We start from the raw sequence: 17,907 nt of genomic DNA on the forward strand, positions 1-17,907 counted from the left end.
ATGAGCGCATATCTTCTCGATTGGGCGATGCTGCTGACCCGCTGGCTGCATGTCATGGCGGGGATCGCCTGGATCGGCGCATCGTTCTTCTTCATCTGGCTCGACAATCGGCGAAAGCCGGCCACTCATGCGGTGGATGGCCGCCCCGGCGGCGAGCTGTGGGCGGTGCATGGTGGCGGTCTCTATCATCTGTTTCGTCATGATGGGGTCAGCGAAACGCTGCCCAGCGAGATCCACTGGTTCAAGTGGGAGGCCTATGTCACCTGGTTGTCCGGGATGGGGCTGTTCACGCTGATCTACCTGCTGCAGCCGCATGCCTACCTGATCGACCCGCGCGTGTTCGAGATGAGCGGCACCCTGGCCGTGTGCAGCGCTCTGGGCGTGCTCGTCGGTGGCTGGCTGGGCTACGAGGCGCTGTGTCGCAGCCCCTTCAAGCGCCATGCCGGGGCGCTGTTCGTCGCGGTCGGTGTGTGGCTGACGCTGGCGGCGTGGGTCGCGACCGAACTGTTCGCGGGGCGTGCCGCCTTCCTGGTGATGGGCGCGCTGATGGGCAGCATCATGGCGGGCAACGTCTTCAATGTGATCATCCCGGGTCAGAAGGCGCTGCTGGCCGCTGCGCAGCGTGGGGCAACGCCGGACCCGGTCCACGGCCAGCGCGCAAAGCAGCGCTCGGTACACAACACCTTCATCACGCTGCCTGCGGTGCTGATGATGATCAGCAACCACTACCCGCTGCTGTATGCCAATGACTCTCGCCTCGGCGTCATCCTGCTGTTGCTGGTGATGGGCGGTCTGATCCGCATCGCCACGGTGGATCATCACAAGGGCGTCAAGCGCCTTTGGGTGCCCGTGGGGGCAGTGTTGGCGTTGATCGGCGTGATCCTGCTCTGCGCGCCGCGCTCACAGACGGTGCCCGCTACCGCCCAGACTACAGCGTCTTCAGCATCTGTCACGGCCAGCAGCGCTGCGGTCAACCAGGGCCCGGGGGAGAATCAGGCCCTGCGAGACAAGGTCAGCCATATCGTCGAGCAACGCTGCGCCGGCTGTCACAGTGACACGCCGAACTTGATCGGCTTGACGGCCCCGGCGGCCGGCGTGGCCTTCAATGGCTGGGATGACATCCAGCGTCAGGCCATGCGTATCCATCAGCGCACGGTGGTCGACAAGAGCATGCCGCTGGCCAACATGACCCAGATGACCGATGCCGAGCGCCAGCTGCTGGATGACTGGTGGCAGACGAGACGCTGAGGGGTAATGGATGAGACGCAATGGATGTGGGACAAGGGATAAGTGAGGCATGAATGAGGCATGAATGAGGGGGTACTGATCAGCGGCACCCCAAGGCCCCGCCGGCCAGCCCCCCCCTTGTCAGTGCCAACTCTTCAGCTCCCACTCGTCAGCAGGATCGCTACAGTTCTGAGTCCGGTGGCCGATAGACGTGATACTTCTCTCTTGGATCGGGGTATCGCGTAGTGATGACAACAAGAAAGCGTCTGGCCCGCGCCAGTGTCGGCAGCAAGCTCGCCTTGCTGGTATTGCTGTTGATGATGGCAGCCTTCACGGCGCTGGGCCTGGTGTTCTCGACGGCCAGCAAGATGCAGGTAGAAGAGGGCACCGAACGCGCTCTCACTCAGCAGCAGCAACAGATCACCAACACCATCGAACTGTTCGATACCACCATGCAGTCCAGCGTGACGCGCATGCTCAATGCCTTCCTGGCGACCATTCCTGACAACTTCACGTTGATCGAGGACCGACGTCTGCCGATCGGCGAGCGCGATGCGCCGGCGCTGCTCAATGCCGGCTTCATGCTCAACAATCAATCCGGTTATCTGGCTGACTTCGCCAATCGCACCGGTGCGCCGGTCAGCTTCTTCGTGCGCGATGGTGAGGATTTCGTGCGCATTGCCACCACCCTCAAGACCGAAGATGGCTCAAGCCTGCTCGGGCTGACGCTGAGTGGTGGGGTTAAGGATGCGCTGAATGCCGGCCAGCCCTATACCGGCATGCTTTATCTGGCGGGCCGTCACTACATGACGCGCTATCGTCCGATCACCGACTTCAATGACAACCTCATCGGGGCCTCGTTCATCGGGGTGGATGTCGGCGAGCAGATCGATGAGCTGTATGCCACCATCACCAATATCCAGTTGCATGAGAAGGACTTCAGTCTGGTGGCGAGCACGGCGCCGGGCCAGCAGGGCAAGGTGCTGACGACGGGTCAGTGGCAGGGCCGCTCGCTGATGGACTTCAATAATGCGCAGGGCGAGCCGGCCTTCGCGCCGCTCTTTGCCGCTGACAGCGGTCAGATCGATTACCGCCTGGCGGGCGAAGACAGTGATCGTATCACCAGCTTCCAGCACTATCCGGCTTGGGACTGGGTCGTGGCGACCACGATCGACAAGCAGGAAGTGACGGCGGGCATCACGCAGGTCCGTAATCAGGTCTTCGGGCTGGCACTGCTGTTGGCGCTGGTCGTGGCCGGCATCCTCTACTTCCTCGAACGTCGTCTGATCAGTCGTCCGCTGGATGCGCTGGTATCACTGGCTCAGGCGCTGGCGCGGGGCGATCTGTCCCAGCGCATCACCAGTCAGCGTCAGGATGAGATCGGCAAGCTGACCGCGGCCATGAACAGCGTCGGCGAGGACCTGAGTCGAGTGGTGGGTCAGGTACGGGGCACGACGGGCACCGTCAATCAGGCCGCCGGCGAGATTGCCCAGGGCAACGAGGAGCTTTCGGCGCGCACCGAACAGTCCGCCTCCAGCCTGCAGGAAACCTCGGCCTCGATGGAGGAGATCACCACCACCGTGCAGCACAGTGCCGATTCCGCCCAGCAGGCCAGTCAGCTGGTCAATTCGACCTCCGAGCAGGCGCGCCGCGGCAATGACGACATGCGCAAGGCCCAGGCGAGCATGGAGGATATCAACCGCTCCGCCGAGCGCATTAGCGAGATCATCAGCCTGATCGATGGCATCGCCTTCCAGACCAACATCCTGGCGCTGAATGCTTCGGTGGAAGCGGCGCGGGCCGGTGAGCATGGGCGTGGCTTTGCGGTGGTCGCGCAGGAAGTGCGCACCCTGGCGACGCGCTCGAGCGATGCCTCCCGCGAGATTCGCGGTCTGATCGATGAGTCGATCTCGCACACGCAGCAGGGCGTGGCGCAGGTGAAGGACGCTAGTCAGGCGATGACCGAGATTCTTTCCAGTGTTGAGCGTGTCAACGACATGATCGCCGAGATCAGTGCCGGGGCGCGTGAACAGAGTGCCGGCGTCGGCCAGGTGAATACCGCGGTCAGCGAGCTGGATACGATGACGCAGCAGAACACTACTCTGGTCAATCAGGTCAGTGGCGCGGCGCGCAGCATGAGCGCCCAGGCTCAGGCACTGGAGCAGCTGATGGCAGGCTTCAAGGTGGCGGGTGGTCAGACCATGACTACACACGCCATGTCGCATCAGTCCCTGTCGCATCAGTCCATGTCGCCTATGAGCACTCAGCCGATGGCGGATGCCGAGCAGACAGCTTTCCCGCCGCCGGCAAGCGCCCCGCGCGGCTCCCAGCGTCGTGAAGAGGAAGAGTGGGAAGCCTTCTGAGCTGTGTGACCCTGTGTTCAGGTCTTGATCGAGCGCCATTGAACACAGCTAGCCGTTGACGTTTCTGCCAAGCCCTTGCCGACCGCCGTCGGTGAGGGCTTTGTCCTTTCAGGCCGGATGTCGGGCCGCGAAGCGTGCCAGCTCCTGAGGCTCGCAGCGTTTGCCGACGAAGACCTCGACATACTCGGCGACGCGGCTGATGCGCTCGCTGACGCTTTCCTGAGTGCGCATCGACAGATAGCCGATCTGGGTCAGATAGGTAGTGCGTGCCCGCACGTTCGCCAGTTGCTCGGGCTGGCCATAGCGCATCAGCATGGTGGTCAGCGCTTGAATACGTGCCTGGTCGGCGCGGGCGACGGCAGCGGCGACCTCTGCGTTCTGAGAGGCCCAGTTGCGGATCGCCAGCTCGAAGCGTGAATCGAACAGTGACGCATCCAGCCAGCAGTCGAAGACATTGAGCATGGCTTCCACCACCGTGGCGGCGTATTGATCGCAGCGGCCGATCAGGCCGGCGGTATTGTGGGCATCCCAGCGCGCGAGCAGCGCGGTGAGCAGGGCGTCGCGGTCCTTGAAGCTCCAGTAGAAGCTGGTGCGTGACAGACCCAATGTCTTGGCCAATGTCAGGACGCGCACCGAATCCACGCCGCTCTGCAACAGCTGCTGATAGGCGGCTTCCAGCCAGTCCTCGGCCTTGCCGCGTCCGGCAGTCTGGGCGCCGTCACTTGCTGGGGGGACGCTTGGGGGCTCTGGCATGGGCGGTCTCCTGAAAGGCGGGGGTAGTGGGGCTCATGTGAGGGCGATCGCGCGATAACACCGAGAGCATGCTGTTTACGACAGCGGCGAGTCTGGCTGCGTCAGGCGGGCGAGAACGGTGTTTCCAGCGACGCATGGACTGAAGCCTAGGACTATAGTCAGCGTATGTACACAGGTGTACTCAATAAAGACACCCCTGTTCTCGCTGTCTGCTCATCAGGAGGCCACATGGCTCAGGACCCGCTGCTCATGCCATTCACGCTCAAGCATCTGACCCTCAAGAATCGCTTGATGATGACCTCCCACGAGCCAGCCTACCCGGAAGATGGCATGCCCAAGGCGCGTTATCGCGCCTATCACGAGGAGCGTGCGCGCGCCGGCATCGCCCTGACCATGACGGCGGGCTCCGCCTCGGTGGCGAAAGACAGCCCTCCGGTCTTCAACAATATCCTCGCCTGGCGCGATGAGGTGGTGCCCTGGCTGAGTGAGCTGACCGATGCCTGTCATGAGCACGGCACCGCGGTGATGATCCAGCTCACCCACCTGGGACGCCGCACACGTTGGGACAAGGCCGACTGGTTGCCGGCAGTCTCGGCGTCCCATCGTCGTGAGGCGGCGCATCGCGCCTTTCCCAAGCGGGTCGAGGACTGGGATATCGCACGGCTGATCCAGGACTACGCCGACGCCGCCGAGCGAATGCAGGCAGCCGGCCTCGACGGTATCGAATTGCAGGCCTATGGCCATCTGATGGATCAGTTCTGGTCGCCGCTCACCAATACCCTGGAGGGCCCCTACGGCGGCAGTCTCGAGAATCGACTGCGCTTCACCATGGAAGTGTTGGGTGCAATTCGCGCACGGGTAGGCAACGAGTTCATCGTCGGTGTTCGCTACACCGGAGATGAGTGTCTAAGTGGTGGGCTGGATGCCAGCGATGGCCTGGAAGTCTCACGTCTGCTGCGCGATAGCGGTCAGGTCGATTTTCTCAATGTAGTGCGCGGCCATATCGATACCGATGCAGGCCTTACCGATGTCATCCCGATCCAGGGCATGGCCAGTGCGCCGCATCTCGACTTCGCCGGACAGATTCGCGAGGCGATGGATTTCCCGACCTTCCACGGCGCCAAGATTCAGGACATCGCCACCGCACGTCACGCCATCGCCACCGGCAAGGTCGACATGGTCGGCATGACGCGCGCCCACATGGCGGACCCGCACATCGTGCGCAAGCTGATAGCCGGTCAGGAGGAGGCCATCCGCCCCTGTGTCGGGGCCAACTATTGCCTCGATCGCATCTATCAGGGCGGCTCCGCCTACTGTATCCATAACGCTGCGACCGGGCGGGAGCTGGAGCAGCCGCATGATATCCCCCCGGCGGATGTCGCCAGGAAGGTCGTGATCATCGGAGCGGGACCCGCTGGGCTGGAGGCGGCTCGTGTCGCCGGTGAGCGCGGGCATCAGGTGGTGGTGCTGGAAGCGGCTGATCAACCGGGTGGCCAGATTCGCCTGACGGCCCAGAGCGAGCGGCGTCGCGAGATGATCGGCATCATCGATTGGCGCATCAGTCGCTGTGAGGCACTCGGCGTCGAGATGCGCTACAACGTCTTCGCCGAGGCCGAGGATGTGCTGGCGGAGCAACCCGATGTCGTCATTGTCGCCACCGGTGGCTATCCCGAAGAAGACATGCCGCAGGTCGGCAGTGAGCTGGTCGTCTCCAGCTGGGACATTCTCTCCGGCCATGTCACGCCTGGCCGCAACGTGCTGCTGTTCGATGACGCGGGGGACCACGCCGCACTTCAGACCGCCGAGATGATCGCCAACAGCGGGGCCAGGCTCGAGATGATGACGCCAGACCGCACCTTCGCGCCGGAAATCATGGCCATGAACCTGGTGCCTTACATGCGCAGCCTGCAACGTCGTGCCGTCACCTTCACGCCGACCTATCGCCTCGGCGGTGTCACGCGCAGTGAGGAGGGCCAGCTCATCGCCCATATCGGCAGTGATTACCTGGATGATGCCGTAGCGCAGGGCAAGGGCGCTGGTGCCTACGCGGATCAGCGCCTCGTCGACCAGGTAGTGGTCAACTACGGCGCCCGTCCGATGGAAGATCTCTACTTCGAACTCAAGCCTCACTCACGCAATGGCGGGGCAGTGGACTACGACGCCCTGATCGAGGGACTCGCCCAACCCGCAGACGGCCCGAGTCCGGCACATACTGAGCGCTCGGAAGGTGGCAAATTCCAGCTCTACCGCATCGGCGACGCCGTCGCGACTCGCAATACCCATGCGGCGATCTATGACGCGCTGAGACTGATGAAGGTGGTGTGAGGGGGGAGGACAGAGAAGGGGCACCACTGCAGAGACATGACACGGGCTGGGGAAGTCTCACATGGGGGATCTTATCTGGTGTCTTGGGAGAAGGAGTGGATTACCCGCCCCTGTATCAATTCTCGCCTCAGCAAGCCCATCTTTTTAGAAGAGGTACTGTCAGGATGGGTGCCTTCCAGCCATAGCATGCCGTCTGGCTGGATCTTGCAGATACGCTTGATTATGCGGCCATAGTGAGGGTGCTGTGCCACCACGATATCCCCGACGCAATAGCGTGATCTCCAGCGTTTCAGCGTCACGCCGTAATCTCCCGGCGCAAGGCCGGGAGACATGCTGACACCATTGACGCGATAGAGTCCGATGGGCATCCGTTCACTCTTGATCAATCTTTCTGCGCGTCATGTCGCTGAATTAGTCCATTACGATAGCCTCGATATGAGCGCCTAACATGAGGCGAAAAGAGATGAAGCTGCGCTTTACTGCATTGTCTGAGACGGGCTTGTGGATGGCCTTGAGGCCTTTGCCCCACGAGATGCGAGAGCGGTATTGTCATGAGAAATGGCGGGGCTGATGACGCAACGCCAAGGACTCCGCCACGCTACCTTCGCAGAGGGGTATCAGTCGCCAATTGCAGATACTGAGGGTGATATGGTTTATGCCAGCAGGTCATGCCCTTCGGGGATTGGAAGGGGGCTGGCGCAGCAATCAAGGAAAGAATGGGGAAGGTGGTAAAGCCGCCAGGCAAGGAATTCATGGCAGGAAATTAATGGCAGGGCATGCACGGCTGGGAATGCACATTCATGATCTGTGTCAGGCGCAGCATGAAGATTGATGCAGTGTCTTGCGATGCAGTGCATCGGTGTTCAGAGTCCGAGGTATGATGCAATGCAAGAGCGAATATCGAGCACAGGAATCCATTTCATGTGGCTCGCAACAAGGAGAGAACGATGGCACTGAAGATTCTGGTCTTTCTGGGGTCGGTGCGGACCAGTACACCCCCCGCACCTGCACGTCTTGGGGAAAGGGTTGCCAGGTGCTGCGTCACACAGCTCGAGGAAAGTGGCCATGAGGCGGTATTGATCGATCCACTCGATTACGATCTGGCAGACCCCTTCAAGCCGCTGTTCTCCTATGCGCAGCGCAATGCCCCCCAGGACTTGCTCAACCTCGCCCAGCAGATCGAAGCGGCGGATGGTTACGTGATGGTCAGCCCCGAGTACAACCATTCCATGAGTCCGGCGCTGGCCAATCTCCTAAATCACTTCGGCAGCTCGCTTTACTCCTACAAGCCCTCGGTGATTGCGACTTATTCCGCAGGACAGTGGGGCGGGGTACGCGCAGCGGTCAACATGCGCACCTTCCTCTCGGAGTTGGGCTGCTTGCCGGTCTCGGCGATGATTCACGTGCCTCGGGCGCAGGAAGTGCTCAATGAAGATGGCGGCTACGCCGAGAGTCAGGATGCCCGGGAATGGGGCGGCTATCTCGACCGCGCCTTCGAACAACTTGCCTGGTGGGCGAATGCCGCCAGGCGTTATCACGAGAGCGAAGACGGTGAGAAGCGCCCCGGCGCCTTCACGCGCAGCCCCTCGCAGCGCAACGCGCCTTGAAGGAGTGATAGCGTTCTTTGCCTCGATAAATGGGTGACGCAGCAAAAAGGGACTGCCTGAGCAGTCCCTTTTTGCATTGATAGTCAGTCACGTTTCGTCACGTCATTGACTGCCGGCTCACTCGAAGTAGCCACGCACCTTGTCCATGTCATCAGTCTCCGTCAGCGCCAGCGAGAGCAGAATGCGCGCCTTCTGAGGATTGAGGGCGCCACTGCCGATGCCTTCTTCCTTGGCACTGACGATACCATTGCCGGTACGGGTGCTGCGCACGACCGGGATGCCATCCGCCATGGCCTGCTTGACCAGCGGCTTGACGGTCTCCGGAATCGAGCCATTGCCGCTGCCGGCGATCACGATGCCCTTGGCGCCGTTGTCGAGGGCGGCGGTGAACAGCGCCGGGTCCATGTCCTGGTGGGCGTAGATGATATCGACCTTCGGCAGGCCATCGAGGGACGTCACGTCAAAGTGAGGCTTGTCGGTCGGTGTCGCCGGTGTGTAATAGAAGTGCGGCTTGCCGCTGATGAAGGCACCGAGGTAACCCTGCTCGGTCGCCTTGAAGGTGTCCATCATGATGGCATTGGTCTTGGTGGTGTAATACGCCGAGCCGATGCGGTCGTTGAGCACGATCATCGCCCCACGTCCCTCCGCACCTTCATCGGCTGCCAGGGTGACCGCCTCCAGCAGGTTGAAGGGGCCATCGGCACTGATGGCAGTCGCCGGACGCATGGCGCCGACCATTATCACCGGCTTGTCACTGTCGACGGTGAGATCCAGGAAGAAGCCGGTCTCCTCCAGCGTGTCGGTACCGTGGGTGATGACTACGCCGTGGGTGGCGTCCGTCGCGAGCTCTTCATTGATCGCCTTCGACAGTTTGAGCAGGATTTCCTGATCGATATTGCTGCTGCCGGTGTTGGCGATCTGTTCACCGGTCACCTCGGCGACATCGGCCAGTTCTGGTACGGCGTCCAGCAGCGCTTGCACCCCCAGGCTGCCGGATTCGTAGTTGGTGGTGTCCGTGGAGGAGGCAGAGCTACCCGCAATCGTGCCGCCGGTGGCATAGATCTTCACCCCCGGGTGTTCCGCGGCGTTGGCCTGAATGCCATAGGCCAGTGAACAGGCGGCGATCGAGATGGCAGCTACAAGGCGGCGGGGAGTCATGAAGTCAGCTGTTGTCATTGTGGTGAGTCGCTCTGTCGTTGTTATGAGGGCAAATGAAGGTCGTGTCTCAATCTTTCATTATTCATGAATAAGGAATATCTAAATTTAAGAGGTCAGTTCTCCTTGTCATCTTGTGTGGCGATTGATGCTCAGCATGGGGTGGAGGCGGGAGTCAGGCGGAAGGCTTCATCCCCCATCGAGTCAAGCAAGAAGCCGGCCAGTTCGTGACATGACACTGGCCGGTTTTCATCACGTCAGCGCCGCGCCACCATCACTGCGTGGGTCGTGGGCTGCCTCGACCTGACCGTCCGGGTGGCGCATCACGGCGCCGGCGTGCCCTAGGGTGTCGCTGAAGGCTTCATCGAGGACTTCCACCTCATGGCCCATGGCCGCGAGTGTCTGAGCCATCTCACCCGCGAGGCGTGATTCGAGCTTGAGGCTGGTGCTGACATCGCCCCAGGTGCGGCCGAGCAACCAGCGTGGGGCGCTGATGGCGTCCTGGAGTGACATGCCGTGGCGGGCGATGCGCGTGAAGACAGCCGCCTGGGTCTGCGGCTGGCCTTCACCGCCCATGGTGCCGAAGGCCATCACGCGGCCATCATCGAAGCAGGCCAGTGACGGGTTGAGGGTATGGAAGGGCTTGCGGCCCGGCGCCAGGCTGCGCAGTCTGTCCGGCGCCAGATCGAACGCCAGCCCACGGTTCTGCCACATAACGCCACTGCTGGGCAGCACCATGCCACTGCCGAATTCCCAATAGACGCTCTGGATGAAGCTGACGGTGGTGCCGTCACTATCCGTGGCGCCCATCCAGATGGTGTCGCCCTCGGCGGGCTCGTAGGGCCAGCCAAGGGCGATCTGCATGTCGACCCTGGCTGCCTGTTCTGCCAGAGCCTCCGCGGCGAGATGCCTCTGCTGAGTCGCGACACTGCCCGCCAGGCCACCTTCGAGGCATTCCGGTGAGGTGATCAGACTGTCACGTACCAGGAAGGAACGCTTGGTGGCTTCGATCAGCGCATGCAGATGACGCGGTGAATTGCCATCCGCCTCGCTGATGCCATGCCTGGCGCTCAATTCATCGTAGAGCCCCAGAATCATCAGCGTCGCGAGGCCCTGGGTAGGCGCTGGCAGGTTGTATACCTCACTGTCACGCAGGCGTACCTTGAGCGGCGTGACGCGCTGGGCGCGATAGCCGTTGAGGTCTGCCAGGCGCAGCGGGCTGCCTGCGGCTTCCAGCTCCTGTGCCATGTGCGTGGCAAGTTCACCACGATAGAAGTCATCGAGTCCGGCATCTGCCAGACGTGAGAGCGTCGCGGCCAGCGCCGGCTGACGCAGGCGTGCGCCTTCTTCCAGCGCGATCGGCTCACCTGACTCGCTCTGGCCCAGATAGCGCTCAGCGAAGCCGGGCTGCTGCGAGAGCACAGTCAGGTGTTTTTCGCTGAGAGCCTTCTGGCTGGCGCTGACAGCCACGCCCTCATTGGCATGCCGAATGGCATGACCCAACAGTGTCGCGAGCGCCATGGGCGAGCGCCCATCCGCCGAGGTTTCGGCAGAGAAGGCCAGCGCCTCCTGCCAGCCGCCGATGGTGCCGGCCACCGTCAAGGCCGACAGCGGGCCGCGGGTCGGGATGCTGCTGCCGTTGGCCAGGGGGGCGGCCCCCTCACTGTCAGCCGCGTAGCCATGGCCGTGCTCGGCATAGAACTCGCGGCTGGCAAGCCCTGCCGCCGGGCCACAGGCATCGATCGCCAGTGGCGCCAGCCCCGGGCGCTTGATCAGCCAGAAGCCATCACCGCCTATACCGTTCATATGGGGGTAGACCACCGCGATGGTCGCGGCCATCGCGACCATCGCCTCGATGGCGTTGCCACCATCGCGCAGAATATCGCGGCCCGCTTGCGCCGCCAGATGATGGGGCGCGGCGCAGGCGCCGCCAAAACCACGTCGGGTATGAATCATGGCGTCTTGCTCCTGAGGATTCCGTTGTTGTTATTGAGTGTCCAGTGCGTCTCAACTACCGGTGAACAGGTCGTAGAACATGCGCAGTGCCGTGAACATCAGGAAGATGGCGAAGACCTTCTTGAGCTTGGCGGCGTCCATTGCATGGGCCAGCTTCGCACCGATCGGAGCACACAGCATTGTCGCCGGCACGATGGCGGCGAAGCCGAGCAGATTGACGTAGCCGATGGAGCCCGGCAGCAGGTTCGGTTCGCCGATGCCATTGAGCAGGAAGCTGGCGGTGCCCGGCAGGCTGATGACCAGACCCAGCGCCGCGCCCGTGCCGACGGCCAGGTGCATCGGGGTGCCCAGGGTGCTCAGGGTCGGCACGCTCAGGGTGCCGCCGCCGATGCCCATCAGCGTCGAGACGCCACCGATGAAGGTACCCAGTGCGCCGCTGCCCAGCGGGCCCGGCAGGCCAGAGCCCAGCACGGTGGATTGACGGCGGAACATGTTGAGCGCGACCAGGAAGGCCACGGTGGCAAACAGCCCCATCAGTACCGCACCGCTGAACAGGTTGGATAGCAGGCCGCCGATGATGACGCCGATGATCACGCCCGGCAGCAGGCGCTTGAGAATCGCCGGATCCAGATTGCCCTTGGCGTAATGCGCCCTGGCCGACATGATCGAGGTGGGAATGATGGTCGCCAGTGAAGTGCCGACGGCCTGGTGCATGCGCACCGCTTCATCGACGCCCAGCAGGCTGAAGAGGTGAAAGAGCACGGGCACGATGACGATGCCGCCGCCGACCCCCAGCAGGCCGGCCATCACGCCGGCAATCATGCCGGTGACGATCAGTGCGGCGATCAGGCCGAGAATCCAGTGCAGTGGATAGGCTGAGAACAGTTCCATGGTGTTTCCTTGTCGTCCCCGTATGGCGCGGGGTGGTTCATTGCTGATGAAGGTTGCCGATGAACGCCATCGGCAGTCGATGCATGTCCCCTGAAGCACTGCCTGAAGCCTGGCGGGTGTACTGTCTTCAGGGAGGCGAGCCGATGGGCAGGCCACAAGACATTACGCGTTGCTGAATTACCTTGCCAATGGCCTTTGCGCTGAATCACCCGTCAAGTGTCTCGAACCGCGCCGGTACATGGCTGGCCGGCTTACCAACCGATCGCTTCCGGCAGCCAGGTAGCGAGCCCCGGGAAGCAGAACAGCAGCACGACTGCCGCAGCCTGCAGGCCCACGAAGGGCAGCACACCGAGATACAGATGGCGGGTGGTGACCTCTGGCGGGGCGACGCCCTTGAGGAAGAACAACGCCCAGCCAAAGGGCGGCGTCAGGAAGGACATCTGCAGATTCATCGCCACCAGCACGCCCAGCCACACCATGTCGGTGCCATAGCCGATGAAGACCGGCAGGAACATCGGCAGCGCGATATAGCTGATCTCGATCCACTCGAGGAAAAAGCCGAGCACGAACAGTATCACCATCAGAAAGATCAGCGCGCCCAGCTCGCCGCCCGGCAGCAGGTTGAACAGATCATGCACCATGTTCTCGCCGCCAAGGCCGCGGAAGGCCAGTGAGAAGGGCTGCGCACACAGCAGGATGAAATAGACCATGGCGGTGATGGTCAGGGTCGAATGCAGACAGGCCTTGAGCATGGTGAAGTTGAGACGCCGGGCCAGCAGCGCGATCAGCATGCTGCCCAACGCGCCCATCGAGGCCGCTTCGGTGGGAGCGGCCACGCCGCCCAGAATCGAGCCGAGTACCGCGAACACCAGCATCAGCGGCGGAATCACGCTACGCGCCAGGTCACGCAGCAATTCCTTCATGCCACCGGCGGCGGCGCGTTCCTCTTCCGGGATGGCCGGGACGAGGTCCGGTTTCCACCAGCCCAGCACCAGCAGATAGACGATATAGATGACGGCGATGGCCAGCCCCGGCACGAAGGCGGCGGCAAACAGGGTGCCGACGGATTCGCCGAGAATTTCCGAGAGCAGGATCAGCACCAGGCTCGGCGGAATGATCTGCCCCAGGGTGCCGGAGGCGCAGATGGTGGCCGAGGCCACACCCGGGTGGTAGCCACGCCGCAACAGGGTCGGCAGCGTCAGCATGCCGACGGTGACCACGGTCGCGCCGACGATGCCGGTAGAGGCGCCCATCAGCACGCCCACCAGGATGATCGCGATGCCCATGCCGCCATTGACGCCACCCATGGCCCGCCCGATGGTCTCGAGCATGTCCTCGGCGACCCGCGATTTCTCGAGCATGACCCCCATGAAGACGAACAAGGGAATCGCCAGCAGGGTGTAGTTGGTGACCACGCCATACAGACGGGCCGGCATCAGACTGAACAGCAGCGGGCCAAAGCCCGCAAGCCCCGCCACGAAACCGGCCACGGCCAGGGAAATCGCGACCGGAATCCCGATCAGCATCAGGACCAGAAAACCGCCGATCATGGCCAGCGCGATCCACTCGTTCGGGCTCATGGCGTCACCTCGCGTTCCAGGTCACCGTCGACGGGCTTGCCCGACAGCACCAGCAGCGCGCGCAGGCAGTCTGCCACGCCCTGCAGCGCAAGCGCGGCGAACCCGAGGGGAATGAAGGCCTTGAGCAGATAGCGATAGGGCAGGCCGCCGGGGTCGGGCGAGCCTTCCATCAGCTGCCAGGACTGCTCGGTGTAGGTCAGGCCCAGCCAGGCGATGGCGGCGCCGATGGCGATGGTCATCAGCGCACCGATCAGATCCACCAGCGCGCGGCCCTTGAGGGAGAAACGGTCGTAGAAGACATCGACGCGAACGTCGGCGCGATGCTTGAGGGCGTAGGAGATGCCAAGCAGCGCGATGGGAGAAATCAGGTGCCACTCGAATTCCTGGAGTGGCACGGGGCTGATGCTGAAGAAGTAACGCAGCAGCACGTTACCGCCGACCAGTAATACGAGCGCCAGCAGCGAGTAACGGGCGATGACGCCCAATCGCTCGATGATGCCCTCGAGAAAATGGATGATGTACAGCATGACATGGCCTCGTGAACGCCACGACGGGACAGGTCGTGGCGTTGGACAGGGAAGCAGGGATGACACCAGCGATGACTCGCTCAGGCACTGGGGCGTGAGCTGAAGTAGCCGCGACGGAGAGGGAAGTTCGATGTCAGCCGTCAGAGCGCCAGGAAGGTCTTCTCACTGACGGCGGCCCATTCCTTGTGCTGGTCGCGGAAGGTCATGAAGGACTCGTGGACGCGCGCGGTGTCCGGATCGACCGCCGCCATGTCGGTCAGCGTCTTCTCGGTGACTTCCTTCAGGCGCGCTACCACCTCGTCCGGCAGCGGCTGGGCGATGACGCCTTCGTTGTCGACCAGATCATTGAGCGCCTCGGCATTCACCGACTCGCACCAGGCCTGGCTCTCGACGTTGCACGCCTGGGCGGCAGCCTTGACGATGGCCTGCAGGTCTTCGGGCAGGCCCTCCCAGGCCGCCTTGTTGATCATCAGCTCGGTAACGTTGGTCGGCTCGTGCCAGCCGGTGGTGTAGTAGTACTTGGCGGCCTTCTGCAGCCCCAGACGGCGATCCTGATAGGGGCCGACGAATTCGGCGGCATCGATGACGCCACGCTCCAGTGCCGGGAAGATCTCCCCGCCGGGCAACAGACGCACGGCCACGCCCAGTTCGGCGTAGACCTTGCCGGCCAGCCCCGGGATACGCATCTTCAGGCCCTTCAAGTCCTCGACCGTATTGATCGGCTTGCGGAACCAGCCGGTCATCTGCACGCCGGTATTGCCCATCGGGAAGGCGATCAGCCCCTTGGGGGCATAGAGCTCATGCCACAGCTCCAGACCGCCACCGTGATACAGCCAGGCGTTCATGCCCTGGGTATTCATGCCGAAGGGCACGGTAGTGAAGTACTGGGCGGCGGGAATCTTGCCAGCCCAGAAGTAGGCATTGCCGGCGTTCATCTCCACCACGCCACTGGCGACGGCATTGAAGCCCTCCAGGGCCGGAATCAGCTCACCGGCCGCGAAGTGCTGGATCTTCATGCGCCCGCCCGACATGGCCTCCACCTTGCGACAGAAGTCGGTCGGACTGCCCGGACCCTCGACATAGAAGGGCGAGCCCGGACTATAGGCATTGGTCATCTTCCATTGATAGGTCTTGTTGGATTCCGCGCGCACGATGGCGGGCGCACCCATCACGAGTCCAGCGGTTGAGGTTGCCAGTGCGGCACCCAGGAACTTGCGACGATCGAATGTCATGGGAGGATCTCCTGCGGACGGATGACCAGTAATGCCCTTGCGACAGACTGCTTTGAATGCTCTGTGTGAAAGAGTCTTCTGTCTCAAGGGGTGCCTGTACGGCATGCCGACATCGAGGCCGGCGATCTTGTTGTGTAGGTGTTTCTGCATGTTCTTGAGTAGCGTTGCCTGTCATTTGTCAGCCAGGAGGCTGCCATTTGTCAGTGGGCTACACGGATGACTTTGCAAGGCGTGTGCCATTTGGCGCGCAGGGAGATTTGTTCTTTATTTTCAATCGATTGCATGGAGATTCTGGACGCTGTGTTCCGCTGATGGAGCGTGAGTGCGCCCCTGGCGTTGCCCAAGTGAGGCCGTGGCAGCGCTGATTGGCAAAGTTCAGGGCCTGACAAATGTCAGAAGATGACGCCTGTCGCGGCATTTGTTCACCGATAGCGACGGGGAGGGTGACATCTGGCTCACGAATGTGGGGTGGGGATGATCAATTGTCATGCTCGCGACCTGATGGTGCGCGCGATCGATCATGGTGCGCCTGGATAGGGGCGCTCAGAGTCGGTCAATCAGCGTCGGTCAATCAGAGCCGGTTCGCCCACCTCTAGTCTTCATGCGAGGCGCCACAGACGACAGTCTGACGGGTCGGTGGCATCATGCGGCTTTGTCCTGATGGAGCGTTAGATGTCACCTCATGAGCCTGAAGAGCCTACCGCCCGCTCGAAGTCTTCGCCTGCCGCCGTACCCACCTCCGTGACGAAGACTGCCGGGCCGCGCCTGCCCGTCAAGCCCGGGACGCCGGAAGGGGCACAGGTACCGCGCATCCTGCTGGTCGCCATCCTGGTGGTGATGGCGGTGCTTGCCTGGTGGGAAATGCCGCAGCAGTGGGCGCTGGATTTCCTCGACGCCACTCTGGGCCAGGCGTTCAGTGCCTTCGCCACCGCTAAGGGCCTGAACGCGACCATCTCGGTGCTGCAGTCCTCGACCATCGACCTGCAGGTCTTTCAGGTCTCGCCCGGGGAAGCGCTGGACCCCGCCAATGACATGATCGAGCGCTTCTCGTGGGTGATGTTCGCGGCGACTGGCTCGCTGGCGCTGCAGAAGCTGCTGCTGGGCATCTCCGGTTCCGTGATCATCAAGGTATTCGCCAGCGGTACCTGCCTGCTGGCGGCACTCGGGCTGCTCACGGGCAGTCGCCAATCGGTCGATGGCGTGCATTCCCGGCAGCGCTGGTGGCAGGTGGCCATACTGCGCCTGGCTCTATGGGGCCTCGCACTGCGCTTCGCGGTGCTGAGTGTCGCGCTGGCCAGCGGCGCCGCGGGTCAGGCCTTTCTCGATGACAGCCGCGATACCCAGATGGCGCAGCTGAGCGTGACGCAGCAGCAGTTGGCGGAAGTGGCCGACAAGCAGGTAGGTGGCGCGCACGAGGAGCGCAGCTGGTGGCAGCAGTTCAAGGGCAGCATGGAAGGCTGGGTCGGAGGGCCGATCACCAGTGTCACCCAGGGCTTTGATGCGATGACCGACAAGGTGATCGACCTCACCATGCTATTCATCACCCAGACGGTGCTGTTCCCGCTGGGCTTTCTGTGGATCGCGCTACGGCTGCTGCGCGGGCTGGGAAGATTGCAGTGACGCTTGAGGTGATACTGGAGATGACGATTGAGATGACAGCCCTGGCGCCGGTCGGGGCTGCGGCGTCAGAGATAGAGGCAGAAACAGAGGCGTTATAGCCGCGCACCGCCACGCCGGTGCTTCACGCGAGTCATCAGCGACTTGCAGTCGACGGAGAGGATCTCGTCGCGATTGAAGATATGCGCACGCACGAAGGCATCGAAGGCCTCGTAGCTGTCGGTGAGGGTGTGGATGTGCAGGCTTTTCAGGTCGCTCATGATGTAGAGGCTGACTACCTCGACGCAGGCGGAAAGCTCCTCGGCGATACGTTCGATGGCGCTTGGGGCGACGGTCAGATCCACGAAAGTGGAGGTGCCCTTGCCGAGCTTGTCGGGGTTGATGACGGCGGTGAACTGTTCGATCACGCCGCTCTCGACCAGCGCCTGGACGCGACTGCGGGCATGGGCACGTGAAATGCCGAGCTTGCGGGCGATATCGGCATAGGACATGCGACCGTCCCTGATCAGCAGGTTGAGCAGTTCACTATCGGTGCGGTTGAGGTTCATGGGCCAGGGTCTCGATGGTCTTTGTTGTAGTGGTGCACCTGTCTTATCAAACCTGTGCGACCCGCACTTGTATAGTCCGACTTCCGCCTCTGGCGAGAATATTCCCGCTCTGAAAACGACAACGGG

General features: G+C 62.5%; 14 protein-coding genes. 5 read left to right on the forward strand and 9 right to left on the reverse strand.

All coding sequences use genetic code 11. The features are described 5' to 3' along the window. Positions 1–1,248: a urate hydroxylase PuuD gene (locus AC5WNI_RS07815; protein WP_495929057.1), complete on the forward strand. Its 1,248-nt coding sequence runs from the start codon at positions 1–3 to the stop codon at positions 1,246–1,248. A 227-nt stretch (positions 1,249–1,475) separates the two neighbouring features. Further along, complete coding sequence (locus AC5WNI_RS07820) at positions 1,476–3,590, forward strand: methyl-accepting chemotaxis protein (RefSeq protein ID WP_495929059.1); 2,115 nt, start codon at positions 1,476–1,478, stop codon at positions 3,588–3,590. 108 nt (positions 3,591–3,698) lie between these two features. Here AC5WNI_RS07820 and AC5WNI_RS07825 read toward each other — a convergent pair whose 3' ends face one another. Next, positions 3,699–4,343 (reverse strand): TetR/AcrR family transcriptional regulator, encoded by a 645-nt coding sequence (locus AC5WNI_RS07825; protein WP_495929061.1) that lies wholly within the window; start codon positions 4,341–4,343, stop codon positions 3,699–3,701. 228 nt (positions 4,344–4,571) lie between these two features. Between AC5WNI_RS07825 and AC5WNI_RS07830 the strand changes: the two genes are divergently transcribed. Beyond that, positions 4,572–6,668: an oxidoreductase gene (locus AC5WNI_RS07830; RefSeq protein WP_495929063.1), complete on the forward strand. Its 2,097-nt coding sequence runs from the start codon at positions 4,572–4,574 to the stop codon at positions 6,666–6,668. 71 nt (positions 6,669–6,739) lie between these two features. Here AC5WNI_RS07830 and sodX read toward each other — a convergent pair whose 3' ends face one another. Further along, positions 6,740–7,036, reverse strand: a complete 297-nt coding sequence (sodX, locus tag AC5WNI_RS07835; RefSeq protein WP_495929065.1) for a nickel-type superoxide dismutase maturation protease — start codon at positions 7,034–7,036, stop codon at positions 6,740–6,742. Between the two features lie 579 nt (positions 7,037–7,615). Here sodX and AC5WNI_RS07840 point away from each other — a divergent pair. Next, the gene (locus AC5WNI_RS07840) at positions 7,616–8,275 is read left to right on the forward strand and encodes an NADPH-dependent FMN reductase (RefSeq protein ID WP_199852340.1); all 660 of its coding nucleotides are present in this window, start codon (positions 7,616–7,618) and stop codon (positions 8,273–8,275) included. A gap of 117 nt (positions 8,276–8,392) precedes the next feature. On the opposite strand, the gene AC5WNI_RS07845 is transcribed toward AC5WNI_RS07840, so the two are convergent. The 6 genes from AC5WNI_RS07845 to AC5WNI_RS07870 form a co-directional block, all read right to left on the reverse strand. After that, positions 8,393–9,433 carry a type II asparaginase gene (locus AC5WNI_RS07845; protein ID WP_495929067.1) on the reverse strand — a complete coding sequence of 347 codons (1,041 nt, stop codon included), beginning with the start codon at positions 9,431–9,433 and terminating at the stop codon, positions 8,393–8,395. A 249-nt stretch (positions 9,434–9,682) separates the two neighbouring features. Further along, on the reverse strand, positions 9,683–11,386 hold the full coding sequence (locus AC5WNI_RS07850) for a gamma-glutamyltransferase family protein (protein ID WP_495929069.1): 1,704 nt from the start codon (positions 11,384–11,386) through the stop codon (positions 9,683–9,685). Positions 11,387–11,437: 51 nt separating this feature from the next. Continuing rightward, positions 11,438–12,277 (reverse strand): sulfite exporter TauE/SafE family protein, encoded by an 840-nt coding sequence (locus tag AC5WNI_RS07855; RefSeq protein WP_043332700.1) that lies wholly within the window; start codon positions 12,275–12,277, stop codon positions 11,438–11,440. 251 nt (positions 12,278–12,528) lie between these two features. After that, positions 12,529–13,857 (reverse strand): TRAP transporter large permease, encoded by a 1,329-nt coding sequence (locus AC5WNI_RS07860; protein WP_131431987.1) that lies wholly within the window; start codon positions 13,855–13,857, stop codon positions 12,529–12,531. Then, on the reverse strand, positions 13,854–14,384 hold the full coding sequence (locus AC5WNI_RS07865) for a TRAP transporter small permease subunit (protein ID WP_495929071.1): 531 nt from the start codon (positions 14,382–14,384) through the stop codon (positions 13,854–13,856). Before AC5WNI_RS07865 ends, AC5WNI_RS07860 begins: the two co-directional genes overlap by 4 nt. Before the next feature lie 140 nt (positions 14,385–14,524). Next, complete coding sequence (locus AC5WNI_RS07870; protein ID WP_495929073.1) at positions 14,525–15,616, reverse strand: TRAP transporter substrate-binding protein; 1,092 nt, start codon at positions 15,614–15,616, stop codon at positions 14,525–14,527. Positions 15,617–16,288: 672 nt separating this feature from the next. Between AC5WNI_RS07870 and AC5WNI_RS07875 the strand changes: the two genes are divergently transcribed. Continuing rightward, positions 16,289–17,236, forward strand: coding sequence for a hypothetical protein (locus AC5WNI_RS07875; RefSeq protein ID WP_495929075.1), 948 nt, complete (start codon positions 16,289–16,291; stop codon positions 17,234–17,236). Between the two features lie 92 nt (positions 17,237–17,328). Here the strand turns inward: AC5WNI_RS07875 and AC5WNI_RS07880 are convergent, their stop codons facing one another. Next, a complete protein-coding gene (locus tag AC5WNI_RS07880) occupies positions 17,329–17,781 on the reverse strand; it encodes an Lrp/AsnC family transcriptional regulator (protein ID WP_495929076.1) in 453 nt (150 codons plus the stop codon). Positions 17,782–17,907: the final 126 nt, after the last annotated feature.

It is taken from the genome of Cobetia sp. PDI-12MA, from assembly GCF_059507695.1.

What these genes read in the sequence shown, in the direction of transcription:
- AC5WNI_RS07860 (WP_131431987.1), bottom strand. Translation starts at nt 13,857, where the DNA reads ATGAGCCCGAACGAGTGGATCGCGCTGGCCATGATCGGCGGTTTTCTG.
- AC5WNI_RS07855 (WP_043332700.1), bottom strand. Translation starts at nt 12,277, where the DNA reads ATGGAACTGTTCTCAGCCTATCCACTGCACTGGATTCTCGGCCTGATC.
- AC5WNI_RS07815 (WP_495929057.1), top strand. Translation starts at nt 1, where the DNA reads ATGAGCGCATATCTTCTCGATTGGGCGATGCTGCTGACCCGCTGGCTG.
- AC5WNI_RS07875 (WP_495929075.1), top strand. Translation starts at nt 16,289, where the DNA reads ATGTCACCTCATGAGCCTGAAGAGCCTACCGCCCGCTCGAAGTCTTCG.
- AC5WNI_RS07825 (WP_495929061.1), bottom strand. Translation starts at nt 4,343, where the DNA reads ATGCCAGAGCCCCCAAGCGTCCCCCCAGCAAGTGACGGCGCCCAGACT.
- sodX (WP_495929065.1), bottom strand. Translation starts at nt 7,036, where the DNA reads ATGCCCATCGGACTCTATCGCGTCAATGGTGTCAGCATGTCTCCCGGC.
- AC5WNI_RS07865 (WP_495929071.1), bottom strand. Translation starts at nt 14,384, where the DNA reads ATGCTGTACATCATCCATTTTCTCGAGGGCATCATCGAGCGATTGGGC.
- AC5WNI_RS07830 (WP_495929063.1), top strand. Translation starts at nt 4,572, where the DNA reads ATGGCTCAGGACCCGCTGCTCATGCCATTCACGCTCAAGCATCTGACC.
- AC5WNI_RS07850 (WP_495929069.1), bottom strand. Translation starts at nt 11,386, where the DNA reads ATGATTCATACCCGACGTGGTTTTGGCGGCGCCTGCGCCGCGCCCCAT.
- AC5WNI_RS07820 (WP_495929059.1), top strand. Translation starts at nt 1,476, where the DNA reads ATGACAACAAGAAAGCGTCTGGCCCGCGCCAGTGTCGGCAGCAAGCTC.
- AC5WNI_RS07840 (WP_199852340.1), top strand. Translation starts at nt 7,616, where the DNA reads ATGGCACTGAAGATTCTGGTCTTTCTGGGGTCGGTGCGGACCAGTACA.
- AC5WNI_RS07845 (WP_495929067.1), bottom strand. Translation starts at nt 9,433, where the DNA reads ATGACTCCCCGCCGCCTTGTAGCTGCCATCTCGATCGCCGCCTGTTCA.
- AC5WNI_RS07880 (WP_495929076.1), bottom strand. Translation starts at nt 17,781, where the DNA reads ATGAACCTCAACCGCACCGATAGTGAACTGCTCAACCTGCTGATCAGG.
- AC5WNI_RS07870 (WP_495929073.1), bottom strand. Translation starts at nt 15,616, where the DNA reads ATGACATTCGATCGTCGCAAGTTCCTGGGTGCCGCACTGGCAACCTCA.